We start from the raw sequence: 20,729 nt of genomic DNA on the forward strand, positions 1-20,729 counted from the left end.
GGCGCATCGGCCGTCGATCCGAACTGGACCTGTCGCCTGGATCAATGTCAGGATTGAGTCGTTGATAGCCGCGCAGGCGTGTTCGCGTAGCCGGCTTGCGTCCGCGTTCCCCCGGCTGGTGCCCCCTCTGGCGTGCCGTGCCGGGCCCGATCCCCGTCCCGTCGGTCGATCTCCGCCCTCGCACGGGCGGGCTCGCGCGTCGTCGGGCGCCGATCGATCCGTCCATCCTCCCGAGCACTCACGAGGACCCGGGACCCCGACGCCACTCACATAAAACAAACAGGAGGCCTTATGGGCAGAGCAGCACCCACCGCTCCGATCGCCGTCGTGGTGGAGGATGACGAATCCGTCCGGGATTTCGCCGCCGCGATCCTCGAGGAGACCGATCTCGACGTCATCGCGTGTCGCAGCGCCGCCGACGCGCTGGCGGTGATGCGCGAGCACGGCTCCGAGGTCGCGCTGCTGTTCACGGAGGTGCAGCTCGCCGGCGAGATGGACGGGGCCGCGCTCGCCCGCACGGTGGAGCGGGACTGGCCCGACGTGCGCCTGGTGGTGACCTCGCGGCCCGGCGCGGCCCAGGCCGTGCCCGACCACGCCGTCTACATGCAGAAGCCCTGGCGGCCCCTCGACGTTCTGGTCGAGGCGGAGCGGGCGGCCCATGCGTCGGCCTGATCCTGAGTCGGCCTGATCCGGAATCGGCCTGATCAATGAGGAAGAGCCCGCACGCCTCGCGGCGTCGGGCTCTCGGGATGGCCCCACCCGGAAAGGTGGGGCTTCTTGATACGGCCTCCGGGGAGGCCGGCCGGCCCTTAGGCCGAGGCGGCCGGAGCGGCGGCCGGGGCGGCAGCCGACGGGGCCATGCCCGGACGACGCGGGCCGCCGACGCGGGGCTTCGGCTTCGGAGCGGCGATCAGACCCTCGCGGATGGCGGTCTTGCGGGCCTGCTTGCGGGCGCGGCGCACGGCCTCGGCCTTCTCGCGAGCCTTGCGCACCGACGGCTTCTCGTAGGCCTTGCGCTGCTTCATCTCGCGGAAGATGCCCTCGCGCTGCATCTTCTTCTTGAGGACGCGGAGGGCCTGATCGACGTTGTTGTCCCGAACGAGTACCTGCAAGGGTGTGTGTCCTTTTTGTCTAAATCCGAAAACGTGGCCGACCTTGCGCGGAACGCGCCCGGATGGCTGCCTGCCCGACCAACCGAAATGCGCCCCGCGGCCCGGACCTCGCGGACCGGGAGGGGCTTGGGTCGCATCACGGTCGCACCGGAGCCCGGCGCAAGCTGTCGGCGCACGGTATGCGCCTGATCGCGGCCTTACACCACTCCGCTACCACTTCCAACCGCGGAGTGCTCGCCTGACCGAAATTTGAGCGGGTGCGGGGCCTCACGGGCGCCGCCGCGCAGGCTCCCATACCTAAGCCGGACCTGGGCCGGATCAAGCGTTGGCCTGGATGAAGCTGCGCACGAGCGGATAGGTCTGGGCTTCCCACTTGCGGCCCGAGAACACGCCGTAATGGCCGACGCCGGCCTGGAGGTGGTGGCGCTTGCGGAAGGGTTTCAGGCCGGCGCAGAGATCGTGGGCCGCCACGGTCTGGCCGACGGCGCAGATGTCGTCGCGCTCGCCCTCGACCGTCATCAGGGCGGTCTTGCGGATCGCCCTCGTGTCGATCGGCGCGCCCCGGTAGGTGAGCCGGTTCTGCGCCAGCGTCGCCTCCTGGAACACGGTCTTGACCGTCTCGAGGTAGAACTCCGCCGGCAGGTCGAGCACCGCGAAATACTCGTCGTAGAAGGTCTCGATCTGCGCCGCCTTGGCGGCCTCCCCGTCGGCGAGGTGCCAGTAGAGGTCGAGGTGGCCGTGCATGTGGCGCGCGGCGTTCATCGACATGAAGGCCGAGACCTGCATGAAGCCGGGATAGACCCGCCGCCCGGCGCCGGCATGACGGCGCGGTACGGTCGCGATCAGGTTCTTCTCGAACCAGTCGATCGGGCGGGACGTGGCGAGCTCGTTGACCTTGGTCGGGTTGACCCGGGTGTCGACCGGGCCGGCCATCAGGGTCATGCTCGCCGGATGCGCCGCGTTGCGGCTCTCGGCCATCACGGCGGCGGCCGCCAGCGCCTGCACGCAGGGCTGGCACACCGCCACCACGTGGGCGCCCGGGCCCATCGCCTCGAGGAACTGCACCAGGTGGGCGACGTAGTCGTCGAACCCGAAGCGGCCGGCGCTCACCGGCACGTCGCGGGCGTTGTGCCAGTCGGTGATGTAGACGTCGTGGTCGGCGAGCAGGGTGCGCACGGTGCCGCGCAGCAGCGTGGCGAAGTGGCCCGAGAGGGGGGCCACCACCAGCACCCGGGGCTGCTCGCTGGCGATGTCCTTGCGGAAGCGCAGGAGCGTGCCGAACGGGGTCGCGAGCACCCGCTCCTCGGTCACCGGCGTCTCGCGGTTGCCGACCCGCACCGACTCGATCCCGTAGGCCGGCCGGGCATGGGTCAGGCCGGCCCGCATCATCATCCGGGCGGCGGCCGACACCCAGCTCGCCGGGGCGCCGTAGCCGGCCCGCATCCAGGGCTCCGTACCCGCCTGCAGCGCATGGCCCCAGGCGCGGGTCGCGCGCGCCATGTCCGACTGGACCTCGAAGGCATCGTAGAGCATCGGCGCTCGCTCTCCCTCACGGACACGCGCGGGGAGCGGCCCTTTCGCCGAGCGTATGGCAAGGCTCCGTCCCCCGCGACCGGACTTTCGGTGAAGGGCGGCCGGCGCCGCTCCGTCCTCGCGCGATGCGATGAGCATGCCAACGCGGCGCGCGGCCGATCTCCCGCGGGTCTTCGACCTTCGGGCGGCGCGGCGGCGGCCGGCACGAGTCTTGGATCCCGCCCGGGACCGCGACGGGAAGGCGGGTCGGCGTCCCCGGCCCGGGGGAGGACCGGATGGCCGAGGCGACGCTGACGATTTCGAGCCGCAACTACTCGTCCTGGTCGCTGCGGGGCTGGCTGCTCTGCCGCATGGCGGGGCTCGACCTCGCGGTCGAGGTGCTGTCGGGCGATCCGGCGAGCCGGGCCGAGCTCCTGCACCTCTCGCCCTCGTTCCTGGTGCCGCGCCTCACCCACGGGGACGTGCGGGTCTGGGACGTGCTCGCCATCGCCCAGTACCTCACCGAGGTGCGGCCGCAGGCCGGGCTCCTGCCCGGCGACCTCGCCGCCCGCTCGTGGTCGCGCTCGATCTCGGGCGAGATGCATGGCGGCTTCATCAACCTGCGCTCCGCCCTGCCGATGAACCTGCGCGCCCGCTACAGCGACTTCACGCTCTGGGGCGGCGCCCAGGCCGACATCGCCCGGGTGGTCGAGATCTGGCAGGAGGCGCTGCGCGCCCACGGGGGTCCGTACCTGTTCGGCGCGCGCCCGGTGGTGGCGGACGCGATGTACGCCCCGGTCTGTACCCGCTTCGTCACCTACGGCGTGGCCCTGCCGCCTGACTGCGCCGCCTATCGCGACACGGTCATGGATTGGGACCTGATGCGGGACTGGATCGCCGCGGCGGAGGACGAGCCGGAGGAGATCGAGGAGCTGGACATGGAGTTCTGAGGAGCCCTTCGGTCTCTCCCCCGCGGGACGCTGGACGGAGCGCCGGACCATCCCGCGCCGTCAGATCGCCCCCGCCAGCCTCAACCCCACCCCCGCCGCCGCGCAGGCGCCCAGCACCGGGATCATCCCGGCCCGGAAGCGGAAGACCGCCACGGTCGCCGCCAGTGCCAGAACCAGTGCCCAGGGGTCGAGGCTCGCGGCGACCGGCACGTCGAGCCGCAGCGGCCCGAAGGCCACCGGGCGCACCGCGCGAAACAGGGTGTGGAGCGAGAACCAGACCGCGAGGTTGAGGATCACCCCCACCACCGCCGCGGTGATCGCCGAGAGCGCGCCGGCGAGCGCGGCGTTGCCGCGCAGCCGCTCGACGAAGGGCGCGCCGACGAAGATCCAGAGAAAGCAGGGCGCGAAGGTGACCCAGGTGGTGAGCAGACCGCCCAGCGTGCCGGCGGCGAGCGGCGCGAGCGCCCCGGGCGCCCGGTAGGCGGCAAGGAAGCCGACGAACTGCGTCACCATGATGAGCGGGCCGGGCGTGGTCTCGGCCATCCCGAGCCCGTCGAGCATCTCGCCGGGTTTCATCCAGCCGTACCGCTCCACCGCCGCCTGCGCCACGTAGGCGAGCGCCGCGTAGGCGCCGCCGAAGGTGACCAACGCCATCTTGGAGAAGAACACCGCGATGCGGGAGAAGACGTCGTCGGGCCCGAGCACGAGGAGGAGGGCGGCGACCGGGGCGAGCCAGACCGCCGCCCAGACCGCCAGGGTGAGAAGCGTGCTCCGCCAGGACGCCCGTTCCCGCGGCCCCGCCTCGTCGCCGAACAGGTAGGAGCCGTTCCCCGCCGCCGCGGCGTGGCCGCCCCCGGGGCGGAAGGCCGGATGCCCGGCCCGGCCGCCGAGGAAGCCGACGATCCCCGCCGCCGCCACCACGACGGGGAACGGCACGTCGAGGAAGAACAAGGCCGCGAAGGCGGCGGCCGCGAGCGCGGTCATCGCCGGGCCGCGCAGCGCCCGCCGGCCGATGCGCTGCACCGCCTCGAGTACGATGGCGAGCACCGCGGCCTTGAGGCCGAAGAACAGCCCGGCCACCGGCCCGGCCTCGCCGTACAGCACGTAGATCCAGCTGAGGCCCATGATGGCGAGGAGCCCCGGCAGCACGAACAGCCCGCCGGCGAGAAGGCCGCCCCGGGTCCCGTGCATCAGCCAGCCGACATAGGTGGCGAGCTGCTGCGCCTCCGGCCCGGGCAGCAGGGTGCAGAAGTTGAGGGCGTGCAGGAAGCGGTTCTCGGAGATCCAGCGCTTCTCCTCGACCAGCACCCGGTGCATCACGGCGATCTGCCCGGCCGGCCCGCCGAAGGACAGGGCGGCGATCCGGGCCCAGACCGGCAGGGACCCGGCGAGGGTCACGGGCGGCGGGGCGACCCGGTCGCGCGCGGCGGGCTCGGTCGTCGTCACGGGCGTCGGCTCTCCGGCTCGGGGGAGCCGGAAAGTAGCGCGATCGGTCGCGTTGTGCGACAGAACCCAGCGAGTACATCCGGCGAACGGGGCCGCCGGCCTCGCGCCGCCGACACGAGCCACGCGCCAGGTTCCGCTTGAGCAAGCAGCCCAAAGCCCTCCTCACCCCCGAGCGCCACGAGGACGACACCGACGCCTCGATCCGGCCGCTCAGCCTCGCCGACTTCACCGGCCAGAAGGCGGCCCGCGCCAACCTCCAGGTGTTCATCGACGCGGCGAAGAAGACCGGCCAGGCCCTCGACCACGTCCTGTTCGTCGGGCCTCCGGGCCTCGGCAAGACCACGCTCGCCCAGATCGTCGCCCGCGAGCTCGGGGTCAACTTCCGCTCGACCTCCGGCCCGGTGATCGCCAAGGCCGGGGATCTCGCGGCGCAGCTCACCAATTTGGAAGAGCGCGACGTCCTGTTCATCGACGAGATCCACCGCCTCAACCCGGCGGTGGAAGAGATCCTCTATCCGGCGATGGAGGATTACCAGCTCGACCTCATCATCGGCGAGGGCCCGGCCGCCCGCTCGGTGAAGATCGAGCTGCCGAAATTCACGCTCGTCGCCGCCACCACCCGGGCGGGGCTCCTGACCACGCCGCTGCGCGACCGCTTCGGCATCCCGGTCCGGCTCGAATTCTACGACATCGACGAGCTCGAACTCATCGTCAGCCGCGGCGCCCGGGTGCTCGGCATCGGCATGGCGCCGGACGGCGCCAACGAGATCGCCAAGCGGGCACGCGGCACGCCGCGCATCGCCGGGCGGCTGCTGCGGCGGGTGCGCGACTTCGCCATCGTCGAGGACGCCCCCACCATCACCCGGGCCATCGCCGACCGGGCGCTGCGCCTCCTCGACGTCGATCCCGCCGGGCTCGACACGATGGACCGCAAGTACCTCACCATCATCGCGCATTCGTTCAGCGGCGGGCCGGTCGGGGTCGAGACCATCGCGGCGGCGCTCTCCGAGCCGCGCGACGCGATCGAGGAGATCATCGAGCCCTACCTGATTCAGAAGGGCTTCGTGCAGCGCACGCCGCGCGGCCGGGTGCTCACCGCCCACGCCTTCCGCCATCTCGGCCTGCCGGAGCCGAACCGCGACCCCACCGTGCAGTTCGGCCTGTTCACCGGGGACGAGGATGCGTGAGGAGGGGAGGGGGTACCGCCTCTTCACCCGTCGCCGCGTGCTCCAGGGGGCGGGCCTCGTCGTGCTCTCGGGCGCGACGACCGGCGCCTACGCCACCGGGATCGAGCCGTTCCGCCAGGTCGTGACCCGGTACGCGATCAGGCCGAACCCCGCCGCGCCCTGGCCGGCGGGCCTGACCTTGCGCATCGCGGTGCTGACCGACATCCACGCCTGCGACCCCTGGATGAGCCTGGAGCGCATCGCCGGCATCGTCGAGGCCACCAATGCGCTGCAGGCCGACCTCGTGGTGCTGGTCGGCGACTTCATGGCGGGCCAGCGCTACGTCACCCGGTACGTCCCAGCCTCCGAATGGGCACCGGTGCTGGGCCGGCTCGCGGCGCCGCTCGGCGTCTACGCGGTGCTCGGCAACCACGATTGGTGGGAGGACAAGACCGCGCAGAAACGCGGCGCCGGGCCGACCATCGCCGGCACGGAACTGACCCGGAACGGCATCCGTGTCCTGTCGAACGAGGCGGTGCCGCTCGCGACGAAGGCCGGCCCGGTCTGGCTCGCCGGGCTCGAGGACCAGCTCGCCCTGCTGCCCTCCGCCAGACGCCACGGCCACAAGCGGGTCGGCCTCGACGACCTGTCCGCCACCCTGGCGGCGGTGCCGGACGGCGCGCCGATGATCCTGCTCGCCCACGAGCCCGACATCTTCGCCCACGTGCCGGCCCGGGTGGCGCTGACCCTGTCGGGCCACACCCATGGCGGGCAGGTGCGGCTGTTCGGCTGGTCGCCGGTGGTGCCCTCGCGCTATCCGCGCCGTTTCGTCTACGGCCATGTCCGCGAGGCGAGCGACCTCGTGATCTCCGGGGGCCTGGGCCTCAGCATCGCCCCGGTCCGGTTCGGGGTGCCGCCGGAGATCGTGGTGGTGGAGCTGGGGGCTGATGCCACCGTCTGACAGACGGCTTGACGTGATCGTCTGCTCGACGCGCATTTCTCGCCCTCTCTACGCCCCATCCCATCCACGACCTCATCCTGGGGTGTCAGTCGATCGGAGATCGACTGACCTCGAAGGAGGGCTCCAGGGATCGCCGAGGCTTCTGGAGCCCTCCTTCGAGGTCAGTCCATCGTTGATGGACTGACACCTCAGGATGAGGTGGAGGGTGGGACAGCAGAATTCTTCGCAAATCCTCGCAAGGGGAGCACACGTTGAGCAAGAAGGATGGTCGCCGCGTGACCGAAACCCTGCCCCCGGACGCCCACGCCCTTCCGGTGCGCGTCTACTACGAGGACACGGATTTCTCCGGCTTCGTCTACCATGCGAGCTACCTGCGCTTCATGGAGCGGGGGCGGACCGAGCTGTTGCGCGGGCTCGCCGGCGACCAGTCGGAGCTGCACCGGGAGGCGGACGGCCTCGTCTTCGTGGTGCGGCGCATGACCCTCGACTACCTCAAGCCCGCCCTCATGGACGACGCGCTCACGGTGCTCACCGCCACCCGCGAGCTGCGCGGCGCCTCGATGCATCTCGACCAGGAGGTGCGCCGCGGCGACGAGGTGCTGGTGCGGGCCGAGGTGGTGGTGGCCTGCGTGCGCGACGGCCGGGCGGTGCGCCTGCCGGAGGCCCTGCGCCGGCGCCTCGGCCGACGCTAAAGCATCCCGCTCACCATTCCTTAACCCTGCCGGGGGCTTAACTCGCAGCGGGCGAGCGCTCCGTCGCAGGGCGCGGCCCATACTTTCGACAGATTCGGGCGCGATCGAGACACGATACGACAAGCCCCGATCCCGGTTGGAGTGCCAGCGGTCCGTTCCTCGGCCCGCGACGCGAGGAAAGCCGCATGAATCCCGCCGACGCCGCCCAGGCGATGCCCGTGGCCGAGATCACGATGTTCGGCCTGTTCTGGCAGGCCCATTTCGTCGTCAAGGTGGTGATGCTCGGCCTCCTCGGCTCCTCGATCTGGTGCTGGTCGATCATCGTCGACAAGACGCTGCTGTTTCGCCGCACCAAGGCGGAGATGGACGCCTTCGAGGAGGAGTTCTGGTCCGGCCGGCCGCTGGAGGAGCTCTACCGCGCCTACAACGATAAGCCGGCGAGCGGGCTCGCCGCCCTGTTCGTCGCCGCGATGCGCGAGTGGCGCCGCTCCTACGAGGGCTCCGGCCGTTCGATCCGCAGCCTCGGCCAGCGCATCGACAAGGTGCTCGACGTGACGATCCAGCGCGAGGTCGAGCGGCTGGAATCGCGCCTGCTGTTCCTCGCCTCGATCGGCTCGGCGGGCCCCTATATCGGCCTGTTCGGCACGGTGTTCGGCATCATGACCGCCTTCACGTCGATCGCGGCCTCGAAGAACACCTCGCTCGCGGTCGTGGCGCCGGGCATCGCCGAGGCGCTGTTCGCCACCGCGATCGGCCTGTTCGCGGCGATCCCCGCGGTGCTCGCCTACAACAAGCTCCAGGCCTCGGTCGCCAAGGCGCAGGGACGCCTCGAGGGCTTCGCCGACGAGTTCTCGGCGATCCTGTCGCGGCAGATCGACGAGCGCATGGCGCTGGCGGCCTGAGCCGGCGCGCGTCCCCCCTCTCGGACAGGGATCGAACCCAATGAGCATGGCCACCGGAGCGGCCCAGGGCGGCGGGCGCCGTCGGCGCGGCCGGCGGGGCGGCGGCGCGATCAACGAGATCAACATGACGCCGTTCATCGACGTCGTGCTGGTGCTCCTGATCATCTTCATGGTGGCCGCGCCGATGATGACGGTGGGCGTGCCCCTGGACCTGCCGCAGACCAAGGCCGCGCCGCTCAACCAGGATTCGAAGCCCGTCACCCTGTCGATCCGCCAGACCGGCCAGGTCTTCCTCGGCGAGGACGAACTGACCGACGACACCATCGTGGCCAAGCTCTCGGCCACCGCCAAGGACGGGTTCGAGGAGCGGGTCTTCGTGCGTGGCGACAAGCGGGTCGATTACGGCCGCGTCGCCCAGGTGATGGCGATCGTGACGGGCGGCGGCTTCAAGAAGGTCGCCCTCGTGACCGAGCCCGACCAGCGATAGCAGGACGGGGTCCGCCGTGGTGTTTCCCTTCGACAGGTCCGAGCCCGGCGTCTGGGTATCGGCCGGCGCGCACGTGGTGCTGATCGGGCTGGCGCTGTTCGCCGCCGCCTCGCACGTGCTGCCGCAGGCCGAGGAGGGCGTGCCGGTCGAGGTCATCACCGAGAACCAGTTCTCGGAGCTGACCAAGGGCCAGCGCGACGGCGACGCCCCGGCCAAGAGCCCGCGCGCCGACCGCGCCGCCGACAAGCAGCGCGAGAACGACCCCGGCGAGGCCAAGGCCGATGTGCCGACCCCGCCGACGCGCCCGCCCGAGATGAAGGTCGCCAACGCCGAGGAGATGCCGGCGCCGCCCCTGCGCCCGGCCCTCGAGCAGCCCGAGCCCGCCCCGATGCCGCCGGCCCGCCTCGACACCGCCAGGGCCGATGCCGAGAAGGCCGCCGCCGCCGCCGCGAAGGCCAGGGCCGACGCCGAAGCGCGCGAGGCCAAGGCGGAAGCCGAGCGCGAGGCCAAGGAAGCCGCCAAGGAGGCGGCAAAGGAAGCCGCGAAAGCCGCCGCCAAGGAAGCTGCCAAGGAGGCAGCCAAGGAGGCTGCAAAAGCTGCGGCCGAGAAGGCTGCCGCGACCGCCGCCAAGGCCGCCGCCGAGAAGGCGGCTGCCGAGAAGGCCGAGGCCGAGGCGATCCGGCGCGAGGAACTGGCCGAGGCCAAGGCGGCCGAGAAGGCCGCCGCCGAGAAGGCCGCGGCGGACAAGGCCGCCGCGAAGGCGAAGGCGGAAGCCAAGGCCCGCGCCGAGGCCGACGCGAAGGCCAAGGCCGAAGCCAAGGCGGAAGCGGAGGCGAAAGCCCAGGCCGAAGCCGAGGCGAAGGCCAAGGCGGTCGCCGATGCCAAGGCGAAGGCGGAAGCGAAGGCCCGCGCCGAGGCCAAGGCCGAGGCGGAAGCGAAGGCCCAGGCTGAAGCCGAGGCGAAGGCCGAGGCCAAGGCGGAAGCCGAAGCCAAGGCCCAGGCCGCCGCGGACGCCAAGGCGAAGGCCGAGGCCGCCGCAAAAGCCAAGGCGGTGGCGGATGCCCGTGCCAAGGCCGCCGCGGAGGCCAAGGCCAAGCGCCAGGCCGAGCTCGCCGCCAAGTTCAATTCGGGCTCGATCCGCGACGTGCTGGCCTCGCACGGGCCGTCGCAATCGACCGGAGCCACCGGCCGCGAGGTCCAGCGCACGGCGGCGCTCGGCGCCGCCACCGGCACCTCGCAGCGGCTCAACCCGAGCCAGCGCGACGCCCTGGTCGGCCTGCTGCAGCAGCAGATCGAGCGCTGCTACTCGGCGCCGCCCGGCGCCGCGCAGGGCATCGTGCTGCCCCAGCTCGACATCCGCCTGAATCCGGACGGCTCGCTCACCACCGATCCGCGCATCCTGCGCGCCGGCGGCAGCGCGGTCGACCGGTCGATCGCCGAGGCGGCGGTGCGGGCGGTGCGGCGCTGCGCGCCCTTCCGCATCCCGTCCCAGTTCGCGCCGTTCTACAACGACTGGCGGGTCATCAACGCCGAGTTCGAGCTGCCGCGGGCTTGAAGAAGCCCCCGGCCGCCTGCCTCACCCCACGATGGACGTCCCCTCCATGCCCTCCCCCTCGCGACTGCGTCCCGCGCTCGCCGCGCTCCTGTGGCTGTGCCTCGCCGCCGGCCTGATGCCGGGCTTCGCCACGCCGGCCCAGGCCCAGCTCAACCTGCGCATCGGTCCCGGCGGCGCCTTCCAGCCGATGCCGATCGCCATCGCGGACTTCTCCGGCGATCCGAGCCTCGGCCCGACGCTCTCGGGCATCGTGACCAACAACCTGAAGCGCTCGGGCTACTTCACGCCGGTCGAGAAGGCCCGCTTCCCCGAGAGCCCGAACTTCGACGCCGCGCCGAACTTTTCCGCCTGGAAGGACATCGGCGTGCAGGGCCTCGTGACGGGCCGGGTCACCCGTGACGGCACCGGCAAGCTCAAGGCCGAGTTCCGGCTCTGGGACGTGCTGTCGGGCCAGCAGATGGTCGGCCAGCAATATGCCGGCGACGGCGCCAACGCCCGCCGGATGGGCCACCTGATCTCGGATGCGGTCTACACCAAGATCACCGGCATCGCCGGCTTCTTCGACACCCGCGTCGCCTTCGTCGACGAGTCGGGCTCGAAGGAGAACCGCCGCAAGCGCCTCGCCATCATGGACCAGGACGGCGCCAACGTGCGCTACCTGACGAGCGGCGAGGCCTCGGTGGTGGCGCCGCGCTACTCGCCCTCGACCCAGGACATCACCTACATGTCGCAGGTCACCGGCCAGCAGCCGCGGGTGCAGGTGATCAACCTCGCGACCGGCTCGCGCCAGGTGATCCCGACCAACGCCGAGATGAGCACCAGCCCGCGCTTCTCGCCGGACGGGCGGCGCCTGGTGATGAGCGACCAGGACGGCGGCAACGCCAGCATCTACGTGATGGACCTCGCCTCCAAGGCGCAGACCCGGATCACCAACGCCAACGCCATCGACACCTCGCCGTCCTTCTCGCCGGACGGGCGCGAGATCGTGTTCGAATCCGACCGCGGCGGCCAGCAGCAGGTCTACGTCATGGGCGCCGACGGCTCGAACCCGCGCCGCCTCTCCTTCGGCGACGGCTCGGCCTCGCAGCCGGCCTGGTCGCCGCGGGGCGACTACATCGCCTTCACCCGCCAGCGGAAGGGCTCGTTCTCGATCTGCATCATGAAGCCGGACGGCAGCGGCGAGCGGGTGCTGACGGAAGGCTTCCACAACGAGGGCCCGACCTGGGCGCCGAACGGCCAGTACCTGATCTTCTTCCGCGACCCCGGCGGCCAGGCCGGCGGCAAGCTCTACATGGTCGACATCACCGGCAAGGTCGAGCAGCCGGTCCCGACCCCGTCCTACGCCTCCGACCCGACCTGGTCGCCGCTGATCGACCCGCAGCGGTAAGGCAGAGCGGCCGGCCCGGGGACGGGCCGGCCCTTTCATTCCATCGCGCCTTAGCGGCGGCGCCCGTTCGGGCTTGGCCCGGCGCCTTCGAACGAATCCGCTCGAAGGCGCGGCGGTCTCACACCCCGATTGCCGCCTTCACCAGTTCCGGCCGCATCGGCAATTCGCGCAGGCGCACGCCCGCGGCCTGCCGGATCGCGTTGGCGAGGGCCGCGGCGGTCGGGCCCTGGGCAACCTCGCCGGCCCCGAGGAACGGCGCGCCCGGGCGGTCGATCAGGTGCACGTCGAGGCGCTCGGGAATGTCGGGGAAGCGGGCGATCGGGTAGGTGCTCCAGTCGCGGCTCGTCGGGCCGGTCGCGTCGTGCGCCACCGCCTCGAACAGGCTCCAGCTCATCGCCTGGATGATCCCGCCCTCGATCTGGTCGCGAAGGCCGTGCGGGTTGACGATCTCGCCGGCATCGAGCGCCGCCTGCGCCCGCACCAGCCGGACCCGGCCGCTCTCGCGCTCCACCGCCACCTCGACCGCGACCGCGCAATAGCCGGCGAGGTTCTTGTAGCGGGCGAAGGCGAAGCCGGCGCCGCGGCCCTTCGGCAGCGCCGCCCCCCAGCCGAACCGCGCGGCCGCCGCCTCGATGACGGCGCGGGCGCGAGGATCGTCGAGATGGCCGAGCCGGAAGGCGACCGGATCGGCGCCGGCCGCCTCCGCGGCCTCGTCCATCAGGCTCTCGATCGAGAACACGTTCATGTAGGCGCCGAGGCTGCGCAGGGCCGAGACCCGGAGCGGCATCGCGGCGACGAAGTCGTGCGCCACCCGCGCCCGGGCGAACCGGTAGAGCGGGATGGCGTTGCGGTCGCCGCCGCCCTCGGGCTGCGGCAGCGCCTTCGGGGGCGGGGCCGGGAACGGCCTCTCCAGCATCCGGGCCGAGAGCAGCTGGCCGGCGCCCGGCGGGCGGGTGAGGTGGGTCGGGCTGCGCACCGCGTAGTCCCAGTCGGCGATGCGCCCGTCCGGCCCCAGCACGGCGGAGGCCTGCGTCATCATCGCGCCGCCATAGGGCTCCCACAGATGCTCCTGCTCGCGGGTGTACTGCACCCGCACCGGCCTCCCCGGCAGGGCGTGGGCCAGCAACGCCGCGTCGCCCGCCGCATCGTCGGCGCCGTTATGGCCGTAGCAGCCCGAGCCCTCGGCGTGGATGCAGCGCACCTGGACTTCGGGCAGCGCCAGCATCTCGGCCAGCGCCTTGCGCAGGGGGAACATCCCCTGCGCGTGCGACCAGACGGTGAGGCGCGTGCCGTCGAACTCCGCCACCGCGCAGGACGGGCCGATCGAGCCGTGCATCTGGTAGCGCCGGCGGTACTGCGCGGTGATCGTGCGCCCTGCCGGCACCGGCGTTCCGGCGCCGGCCTCGTGGATGACCGTGCGCTTCGCCTCCCGCCCGGCGAGGTCGGCAAACAGCGCATCGGGCTCCGGCACCGGCGTGCCGCCCTGCCAGACCGCGTGCGCGGCGAGCGCCCGCATCGCGGTCACGGCGGCGTATTCCCGCTCGGCCACCACCGCCAGGAAATCGCCATCGCGGTGGACCCGGATCACCCCGGGCCGTGCCGTCACGGCCTCGGTATCGAGCGCCACGAGGCGGGCGCCCGGTCGGGGCGGGCGCACGATCCGGGCATGCACCATCCCGGGCGCGCGGATGTCCTGGACGTAGGCCGGCCCGCCCGCGACCTTTGCGGGGATGTCGATCCGGGGCAGCGGCCGGCCGACGAGCGTGCGGGCGGCGGATTCACGCAGGGCCGTCGCCTCGGGCACCGGTGCGTCGAGGTCGACCTCGGCGGCGAGTTCCGCAAAGTGCAGCCGGCGCCCGTCCGGCGCCGCGACCGCGCCGCCCGCCACGCTCAAGGATTCGGCCCGTGCACCGAGCCGGAGCGCGGCCGCCTGGACGAGCAGCGCCCGCGCGGCGGCGGCGGCGAGCCGGATCGCGGTGGCGGAATCCTGCATCGAGTGGCTGCCGGCGGTGTAGCCCTCGTCGGGGGTCAGCTCGGTGTCGGCGGTGATCAGGCGCAGCGCCGCCGGATCGAGGCCGAGCTCCTCCGCGGCGACCTGGATCAGCGCCGTCTTGATCCCCTGGCCGAGCTCGGCCTTGCCGGTGAGGACCGTGACGCTGCCGTCCGGATCGAGGCGGATCCAGGCATCGATCCGCGGCGCCTCGGCGAGGCTGCCGGGCAGCGCCGCCCGGGCCGGACCGATCCCGACGAGGAGCGCGCCGCCGACCAGCAGCGCCCGGCGGGTGAGCGCGGTCACGACCCGCCTCCCGCGACCGGGCCGGGCCGCCCGGCGGCCCGCCGCACCGCGGCGAGGATCCGCATATGGGTCCCGCAGCGGCACAGGTTGAGCCGCAGGGCGGCCCGGATCTCGTCCTCGCCCGGATGCGGGTTTTCGCGCAGCAGGGCGTGGGCCCGCATCACCATGCCGGCGATGCAGTAGCCGCACTGCGCCGCGTTCTCGGCGATGAAGGCGGCCTGGAGCGGCCCGGGCGCCTCCGGCGAGCCCAGGCCCTCGACGGTGGTGATCGCGCGCCCCTCCAGCACGCCGATCGGGGTGAGGCAGGAGAGGACCGCCCGGCCCTCGACCTCCACCGTGCAGGCGCCGCACTGGCCGAGCCCGCAGCCGAACTTGGTGCCGTTGAGCCCGAGCTCGTCGCGCAGGACGTAGAGCAGCGGGGTGTCGGGCTCGGCCGCGACCGTCCGGGCCCGGCCGTTCACCGTCAGGGTCGGCATCGGCGTCTCCTCCTCACCGTGTCGCCTCCGCCCGGGCGCCGGATCGGGTCGTCTCGCCCATCAGCCGGCGCACCGTTCCGTCGAGGTCGGGCCACGGCCCGTCCGGGCTGAATCGGGCACGCAGGTAGGCGGCGAGGTCGGTCGTCTGGGACGGTGTCAGCATCGTGCCGTAGGCCGGCATGATCGGGCCCGGCGCGTGGTCCCGCGGGGCGATGCCGTCGCGCAGCACCAGGATCAGGTTGCGCGGGTCGGGCGCCCGCAGTGTGGTGCGGTGGCCGAGCGAGGGCGTGGTGTAGGGCACCCCGCCCGCCGCGCCGCCGCCGCTCTCGTGGCAGGTCGCGCAGGCGCCGGCATAGGTCGCCGCCCCGCGGGCGAGCGCCGGATCGTCGCCCGGAACCGCCCGGTCGACCGGGCCGGTGCGGCTGCCGGCGGCGCCCGGGCCGTAGAGCGTCGCCACGTAGGCGGCGAGGGCCCGGATCTCGCCCGCCGGCACGGTGCGGTGCGCGTCGACCACCGGGCGCATCGGGCCGGCGGCGCCACCGTGCTGCGGATCCCACTCGGCGAGGTAGCGGGCGAGGTCGGCCTCGCTCCAGGCCAGCGGGGAGGGCGACGAGCGGTCCAGCGGCGGAACCCACCAGCCGTCGGCCTCGCCGCCCGCATAGGCCTTCGAGCGGATCTCGGCGCCCAGCAGGTTGCGCGGGCTGTGACAGGCGCCGCAATGGCTCAGCGCCTCGGCGAGGTAGGCGCCGCGGTTCCAGTCCGGCGAGCGGCGCGGGTCGGCCGGGATCGCCGGAGCCTGCGCGAACAGCAGCTTCCAGCCGGCGATCAGCGGGCGCCACGACAGCGGCGCCGGCAGCGCGTTCGGCGTCGCCGCCTGCCGCACCGGCTCGCGGGTCATCACGAAGGCGTAGAGGGCGGCGATGTCGGCGTCGGCCAGGCCGGCATAGTGGGTGTAGGGAAAGGCCGGGTAGAGGTGGCGCCCCTCCCGGTCGACCCCCTCGCGCATCGCCCGGGCGAAGGCGGGTAGCGTGTAGCGGCCGAGCCCGGTGTCGGGGTCGGGCGTGATGTTGGTGGAATAGATCGTGCCGAACGGCGTCGCGACCCCGCGCCCGCCGGCGTACGGCCGGCCTCCCTCCGCCGTGTGGCAGGAGGCGCAGTAGCCCAGCGCGGCGAGGACCGCGCCCCGGGCCACCGGCTCGGCCGCGACCTCGCCCGCGGCGGGGCCGCCCGGCGCGATGGCGGAACGCCACGCGGTAATCCCGAAGCCCGCGACCCCGGCGAGGACCGCCGCTCCCAGCCAGACGGCGATCCGGCGACGCCTCACGGCCCCTCCCGCGACAGGATTCCGATGGAGGGCGGACCCTCCGGCACGCGGGACAACCGGGGCTTCCCGTCGAGGTTCCGCGCAGGACCCGGCCGCGCCGCGGCGGCGGTGACGCGGGCGAGACGACTGCCGGGGTTGAGACCGCACGGTCTGCCGCAAGGTCTTGCCGCAATCCTGCGAAACAATGCTATCGTCCGGGCTGTTGCGGCGATCCCCGTGAGGCTCGGCCGTCATGGATCGGCGGCGGAGCCGCGCCGCGGTCCCGTCGTGCGGACGATCCCTCGCCCGCCCGGCCTGCCGGTCCCGATCTTGCCGATCCCGCGGGGCCGACGGGCGATTCTCTCCGGGATCGTGTCCGGATGCGGCGTCCCCGCACGAGGCCGACGCCGCACGGCTCGGCAGCATCTCATGGCCCGTCAGAATTTCATGGCCCGTCAGAATTTCATGGCCCAGCAGAGTTTCCAGGCCCGCCCCGGGCCACCGCGGATGAGCGAGGACGACGCGGCCTGCCGCGCCTGCTGCGGCCAGATGCGCGCGCAATGGCAGGAGCGGCCCCATGCCCGCCTGATGGTGGTGGCCTCGACGCCGGTGGTCGAAGCTTTCGGCGGCGGCGTCGAGACCCGCTACCTCTGCCTCGATTGCGGGCATACCCTGCTGCATTCGACCGGCCGCTTCGGCCAAGGCTGGCATTGAAGCAAAGTCTGGCATTGGGTCAAAGCCGGGTATCGGGCGGCCTCCGACCTCGGCTCGCGCCGTGGGGCGGGCCCGCGTACCGGCGATGCCGATGATCGTCGCCACGTCCGAGCGGCCCGACCTCGCCGCCATCACCGCGCGCTGGCGCTGGGAGGCGTTTGCGCGGGGCCGGGGCCGCAGCCTGTCCGAGGTCGCCGCCGCCGAGGCCGCGACCGCCGCCGGACCGGGCCCGATGCCCCGCACGCTGGTCCTGCTCGCCGGCGGCGAGCCCGTCGGCATGGCGAGCCTGGTCGCCCACGACCTCGACCCGCGGCCTGACCTGACCCCCTGGCTCGCCGGCGTCTACGTTCCGCCCCACGCTCGCGGCCGCGGCCACGCCGCCCGACTCGTCGCCGCGATCGAGGCCGAGGCGGCGTCGTCGGGTGTCGCGACGCTGTGGCTCTACACCCGCACCGCCGAGCCGCTCTACGCCCGGCTCGGATGGCGGACGGTCGAGCGCTTCGCGTACCGGGACAAGCCCTACGCGCTGATGCGGCGCGACCTCCCGTGAGCAGCGTCCGGCTCCGCCCGCGTGGCCGGGATTGACGGCCGCAGGCCCTCGACAGGCGGCGTACCCATCCCGCATGGCCATCCCGCTTCCCATCTGCAGGGCGCAAGGCCCCTCACGACCTCACCCGAGACCGCACCTCATGACCGACGCCCCCGGCCGCCCGACGCCGATCCCGCTCACGATCCTCACCGGCTTCCTCGGCGCCGGGAAGACCACCCTGCTCAACCGGCTGCTGCGGGCGCCCGAGCTCGCCGACACCGTGGTGATCGTCAACGAGTTCGGCGAGGTCGGGCTCGACCACCTGCTGATCGAGACCGTGGACGAGGGCATGATCCTGCTCGGCGCCGGCTGCCTGTGCTGCACCGTGCGGGGCGACCTGATCGCGACCCTCGAGGACCTGCTGCGCAAGCGCGACAACGGCCGCATCCAGCCGTTCCGCCGGGTGGTGATCGAGACCACCGGTCTCGCCGACCCGGCGCCGATCCTGCACGCGATCCTGTACCACCCCTACGTGGCGATGCGGTACGCGCTCCAGGGCGTGGTGACGGTGGTGGACGCGGTCAACGGCGCCGGCACCCTCGACGCCCACCCGGAAGCCCTGCGGCAGGTCGCGGTGGCCGACCGGCTGGTTCTGACGAAGGCCGACCTTCCGGGCGCCGAGGCGCAGGCCCTGCGCGCGCGCCTGGCGGCGATCAACCCGGGTGCGCGGATCCTGGCGCCGGACGCACGGCCGGACGAATTCCTGGGTGGCCTGTTCGACCTCGACGGCAAGGTCGCCGACGTGCGGGACTGGCTCGGCGCCGAGATCCACGACCACCACCATCACGGTCATCACCACCACGACGTCAACCGGCACGATGCGGCGATCCGGGCCTTCCATCTGGTGAGCGACGCGCCGGTGCCCCGCGCCGCGTTCGAGATGTTCCTCGACCTCCTGCGTTCCGCCCACGGGCCGAAGCTCCTGCGGCTCAAGGGGCTGGTGGCGCTCGCCGACAATCCGGGGCAGCCGGTCGTGGTGCACGGGGTGCAGCACGTCGTCCACACCCCCGCGGTGCTGCCGGCCTGGCCGGACGGCGACACCCGCTCGCGGCTGGTCCTGATCGTTCGCGACCTCGACCCGGCCTTCGTACGCCGGCTGTGGGATGCCTTCCTGGGGCGGCCCGCCGTGGACGCGCCGGACGCCGCCGCGCTGACCGACAACCCGCTGGCGATCCCCGGCGGGTAGGGCGGCCCCGGCACGGGTCTTGAAACGGGGTGCCCGGCACGGCCGCAGGGGCAGCGCCCTCGTCCCGTTTCGGGACGGATTGACCCGGAACGAGGCCGCGATGAACACTTCCTTCACGCTGATCCAGGGCGGGCTGACCGGTGCGGTGCCCCTGCGGGCGGAGCTGCGCCATCCCGCCTCCCTGCGGGAGCCGGAGGTCGAGGCCTGGCGCAGCCTGATGGCGCGGGCGCTCGAGCCCAGCGTCTACGCCGATCCCGATTTCGCCCTGACGATGGCCCAGCACCTCGCCGACGGGCAGACGCTCGCGGTGCTGCTGGTCTGGCAGGACGGGGCGCGGGCCCCGATCCTGCGCGGGGCGCTGCCGCTCCGGCTGCCGGCGCGCCAGGCGCTCGCCGGCCGCGCCCGGCTCTGGCGCCTGCCGCTCGCCGGCACCGCCGAGGCGGCGATCGACGCCGACCATGCCAGCGCGGTGCTGCGGACCGCCCTCGATCACCTGCGCGGGTCGCCCCTGCGCCTCGTCGATCTGCTGTGGCCGGACCTGCGGCCCGATTCGGCCCTGGCGGTCGCGCTGGGCGCGGCGGCGGGCGGCACCGGGCGGCATCTCGCGCTCGCCGAGCAGGCCGCCGCGCCCGAGGTGGCGCCGGCGCCCCTGACCCTGCCGGCCGGCCGGACCTCCCTGGAGCGGGTGCGCGACACGGCGCGGCTGCGCGACGCCGTCGAGCATTTCCTGGTCCTCGACGCCCGGCGCGGCGCGGACAGCCTGCTCGCCGACCCGGCGACGGCCACGGCCTTCCGGGTGGTGACCCGGCGCTTCGCCCACCGCGGGCAGGCCTGCGTCGATCTCGTGCGGCGCGACGGCGAGGTGGTGGCGGCCGCGATCCACCTCGCGACCGGACGGCACGACACGATCTGGCGCCAGGCCGGCCTGTGCCTCGCGCACGTGCCGTCGCAGGCTCCCGCACCGGCCCGCGTCGAGGCGGTGGTGACGGTGGAGCGGGCCGGCGCCGTCCGGGCGCCGCGGGAGCGGACGGATCTCCGCCGGCTGCTGCGCCTGCGCGCCTGACCGGGCGGGTCCCCCGCTACTCGTCCTCGCCGAACCGGTTGGCGAGCAGGGCGGTGATCGCCTCCATGCAGGAATCCTGGTCGGGCCCGAGGGCGGTCACCCGGATGCTGGTGCCCTGCGCGGCGCCCAGCGTGAGCAGGCCCATGATCGAGCGCCCGCCCACGGTCTCGCCGCCCCGGCTCACCGTCACGTCGGAGCCGAATTTCTCGACCGTCTGGACGAACTTGGCGGAGGCCCTGGCGTGCAGGCCGCGTCGGTTGATGATGGGAAGGTCGCGGGCGCTGGCGCCCTCGGGAACCGGCGGCAGCTCGCCGTCCTCGTCGTCTGTGTCGGCAAAGGGCGTCATCGATCGGGGCACCTGCTCGGAACCGGTGGGACCGGCTCACAGGCCCGTCGTCCGGCTCTCGCGCGTGTTGAGGAAGTCGGCTCCACCAGGGTAACCGGGCCGACGCAGAAAGCTAGGGCGCACGACCGGCCCGGCGAGGATCCGGGATCTCTCGACGGTCCTACGTCCGGCGCGGGCGGAGCGGCCCGTAGAAGCCGCTCCATTCCATGCCGAGCGCCCGGGCTCGACCGGCGATCACGCCGGGCACCGACGGCAGGCTTGCCACCGGGGAGGCCAGGATGTCCGGGTCGTTCAGGAGGTGTCCGACCCGCCGTCCCCGCCAGCGGAGCAGCCCGTACAGCAGGACGAGCATCGCCATGAGGCCCCAGGTCGTGAGGGTCTGGCCGAAGACGTAGAGGCCGTAGGGCGGCGAGAGCGCCGTGCCGAGCCGGGACAGGCCGACGCCGACGACCGGCAGCAGGATCAGGAAGCCCAGGAGTTCCAGCGGCAGCCGGCGAAACACCCGGAGGGCGGCGTCGAGGTCCTCGACCGGGACGTGGTCGAGCGACAGCCGCGCGTCGGTCACAGCATGCTTCATGACGTCTCC

General features: G+C 73.1%; 21 protein-coding genes. 13 read left to right on the forward strand and 8 right to left on the reverse strand.

Annotated features, from left to right (window positions below; genetic code table 11):
- Nucleotides 1-291: 291 nt before the first annotated feature.
- Complete coding sequence (locus BMX97_RS22815; RefSeq protein WP_091753542.1) at nucleotides 292-672, forward strand: response regulator; 381 nt, start codon at nucleotides 292-294, stop codon at nucleotides 670-672.
- 137 nt (nucleotides 673-809) lie between these two features.
- On the opposite strand, the gene rpsU is transcribed toward BMX97_RS22815, so the two are convergent.
- Complete coding sequence (gene rpsU / locus BMX97_RS22820) at nucleotides 810-1,112, reverse strand: 30S ribosomal protein S21 (protein ID WP_048427999.1); 303 nt, start codon at nucleotides 1,110-1,112, stop codon at nucleotides 810-812.
- 318 nt (nucleotides 1,113-1,430) lie between these two features.
- A complete protein-coding gene (gene phaZ, locus BMX97_RS22825; RefSeq protein ID WP_091753543.1) occupies nucleotides 1,431-2,645 on the reverse strand; it encodes a polyhydroxyalkanoate depolymerase in 1,215 nt (404 codons plus the stop codon).
- 275 nt (nucleotides 2,646-2,920) lie between these two features.
- On the opposite strand from phaZ, the gene BMX97_RS22830 reads away from it, so the two are divergent.
- Entirely contained in the window at nucleotides 2,921-3,574 is a 654-nt protein-coding gene (locus BMX97_RS22830; protein WP_091753544.1) for a glutathione S-transferase family protein, read from the forward strand.
- Nucleotides 3,575-3,634: 60 nt separating this feature from the next.
- Here the strand turns inward: BMX97_RS22830 and chrA are convergent, their stop codons facing one another.
- Nucleotides 3,635-5,020 (reverse strand): chromate efflux transporter, encoded by a 1,386-nt coding sequence (gene chrA / locus BMX97_RS22835; RefSeq protein ID WP_091753545.1) that lies wholly within the window; start codon nucleotides 5,018-5,020, stop codon nucleotides 3,635-3,637.
- A 137-nt stretch (nucleotides 5,021-5,157) separates the two neighbouring features.
- On the opposite strand from chrA, the gene ruvB reads away from it, so the two are divergent.
- From ruvB to tolB, 7 genes are all read left to right on the forward strand, one after another.
- Nucleotides 5,158-6,207, forward strand: coding sequence for a Holliday junction branch migration DNA helicase RuvB (gene ruvB / locus BMX97_RS22840; RefSeq protein ID WP_091753546.1), 1,050 nt, complete (start codon nucleotides 5,158-5,160; stop codon nucleotides 6,205-6,207).
- A complete protein-coding gene (locus BMX97_RS22845) occupies nucleotides 6,200-7,147 on the forward strand; it encodes a metallophosphoesterase (protein ID WP_091753547.1) in 948 nt (315 codons plus the stop codon). The genes ruvB and BMX97_RS22845 overlap by 8 nt, the downstream gene beginning before the upstream one ends.
- A gap of 275 nt (nucleotides 7,148-7,422) precedes the next feature.
- Entirely contained in the window at nucleotides 7,423-7,839 is a 417-nt protein-coding gene (ybgC, locus tag BMX97_RS22850) for a tol-pal system-associated acyl-CoA thioesterase (protein ID WP_091753548.1), read from the forward strand.
- 185 nt (nucleotides 7,840-8,024) lie between these two features.
- A complete protein-coding gene (gene tolQ / locus BMX97_RS22855) occupies nucleotides 8,025-8,741 on the forward strand; it encodes a protein TolQ (RefSeq protein WP_048426904.1) in 717 nt (238 codons plus the stop codon).
- Nucleotides 8,742-8,781: 40 nt separating this feature from the next.
- Nucleotides 8,782-9,228, forward strand: coding sequence for an ExbD/TolR family protein (locus BMX97_RS22860; RefSeq protein WP_060845632.1), 447 nt, complete (start codon nucleotides 8,782-8,784; stop codon nucleotides 9,226-9,228).
- A 16-nt stretch (nucleotides 9,229-9,244) separates the two neighbouring features.
- Nucleotides 9,245-10,783 (forward strand): cell envelope integrity protein TolA, encoded by a 1,539-nt coding sequence (tolA, locus tag BMX97_RS22865; RefSeq protein WP_177202317.1) that lies wholly within the window; start codon nucleotides 9,245-9,247, stop codon nucleotides 10,781-10,783.
- 115 nt (nucleotides 10,784-10,898) lie between these two features.
- Nucleotides 10,899-12,170 (forward strand): Tol-Pal system beta propeller repeat protein TolB, encoded by a 1,272-nt coding sequence (gene tolB, locus BMX97_RS22870; RefSeq protein ID WP_244538604.1) that lies wholly within the window; start codon nucleotides 10,899-10,901, stop codon nucleotides 12,168-12,170.
- Between the two features lie 118 nt (nucleotides 12,171-12,288).
- Here tolB and BMX97_RS22875 read toward each other — a convergent pair whose 3' ends face one another.
- From BMX97_RS22875 to BMX97_RS22885, 3 genes are read right to left on the reverse strand one after another with little or no spacing between them, the layout of a single operon-like run.
- On the reverse strand, nucleotides 12,289-14,466 hold the full coding sequence (locus BMX97_RS22875) for a xanthine dehydrogenase family protein molybdopterin-binding subunit (RefSeq protein WP_091753550.1): 2,178 nt from the start codon (nucleotides 14,464-14,466) through the stop codon (nucleotides 12,289-12,291).
- Complete coding sequence (locus tag BMX97_RS22880) at nucleotides 14,463-14,942, reverse strand: (2Fe-2S)-binding protein (RefSeq protein WP_091753551.1); 480 nt, start codon at nucleotides 14,940-14,942, stop codon at nucleotides 14,463-14,465. The genes BMX97_RS22875 and BMX97_RS22880 overlap by 4 nt, the downstream gene beginning before the upstream one ends.
- 13 nt (nucleotides 14,943-14,955) lie before the next feature.
- A complete protein-coding gene (locus BMX97_RS22885; RefSeq protein WP_244538601.1) occupies nucleotides 14,956-16,266 on the reverse strand; it encodes a cytochrome c in 1,311 nt (436 codons plus the stop codon).
- A 426-nt stretch (nucleotides 16,267-16,692) separates the two neighbouring features.
- Between BMX97_RS22885 and BMX97_RS22890 the strand changes: the two genes are divergently transcribed.
- From BMX97_RS22890 to BMX97_RS22905, 4 genes are all read left to right on the forward strand, one after another.
- Nucleotides 16,693-16,959 carry a hypothetical protein gene (locus tag BMX97_RS22890; RefSeq protein WP_244538602.1) on the forward strand — a complete coding sequence of 89 codons (267 nt, stop codon included), beginning with the start codon at nucleotides 16,693-16,695 and terminating at the stop codon, nucleotides 16,957-16,959.
- 91 nt (nucleotides 16,960-17,050) lie between these two features.
- Entirely contained in the window at nucleotides 17,051-17,509 is a 459-nt protein-coding gene (locus BMX97_RS22895; protein ID WP_177202318.1) for a GNAT family N-acetyltransferase, read from the forward strand.
- Nucleotides 17,510-17,648: 139 nt separating this feature from the next.
- Complete coding sequence (locus BMX97_RS22900) at nucleotides 17,649-18,734, forward strand: CobW family GTP-binding protein (RefSeq protein ID WP_091753554.1); 1,086 nt, start codon at nucleotides 17,649-17,651, stop codon at nucleotides 18,732-18,734.
- A gap of 100 nt (nucleotides 18,735-18,834) precedes the next feature.
- On the forward strand, nucleotides 18,835-19,797 hold the full coding sequence (locus BMX97_RS22905) for a GNAT family N-acetyltransferase (protein WP_091753555.1): 963 nt from the start codon (nucleotides 18,835-18,837) through the stop codon (nucleotides 19,795-19,797).
- 16 nt (nucleotides 19,798-19,813) lie between these two features.
- Here BMX97_RS22905 and BMX97_RS22910 read toward each other — a convergent pair whose 3' ends face one another.
- Both BMX97_RS22910 and BMX97_RS22915 read right to left on the reverse strand, forming a co-directional pair.
- Nucleotides 19,814-20,143 (reverse strand): HPr family phosphocarrier protein, encoded by a 330-nt coding sequence (locus tag BMX97_RS22910; protein WP_060845639.1) that lies wholly within the window; start codon nucleotides 20,141-20,143, stop codon nucleotides 19,814-19,816.
- Between the two features lie 160 nt (nucleotides 20,144-20,303).
- Entirely contained in the window at nucleotides 20,304-20,720 is a 417-nt protein-coding gene (locus BMX97_RS22915) for a hypothetical protein (protein WP_091753556.1), read from the reverse strand.
- Between the last annotated feature and the right edge of the window lie 9 nt (nucleotides 20,721-20,729).

This window comes from Methylobacterium sp. ap11, from assembly GCF_900110515.1.
In the GTDB taxonomy this organism is placed as follows: Bacteria; Pseudomonadota; Alphaproteobacteria; order Rhizobiales; family Beijerinckiaceae; genus Methylobacterium; species Methylobacterium ajmalii.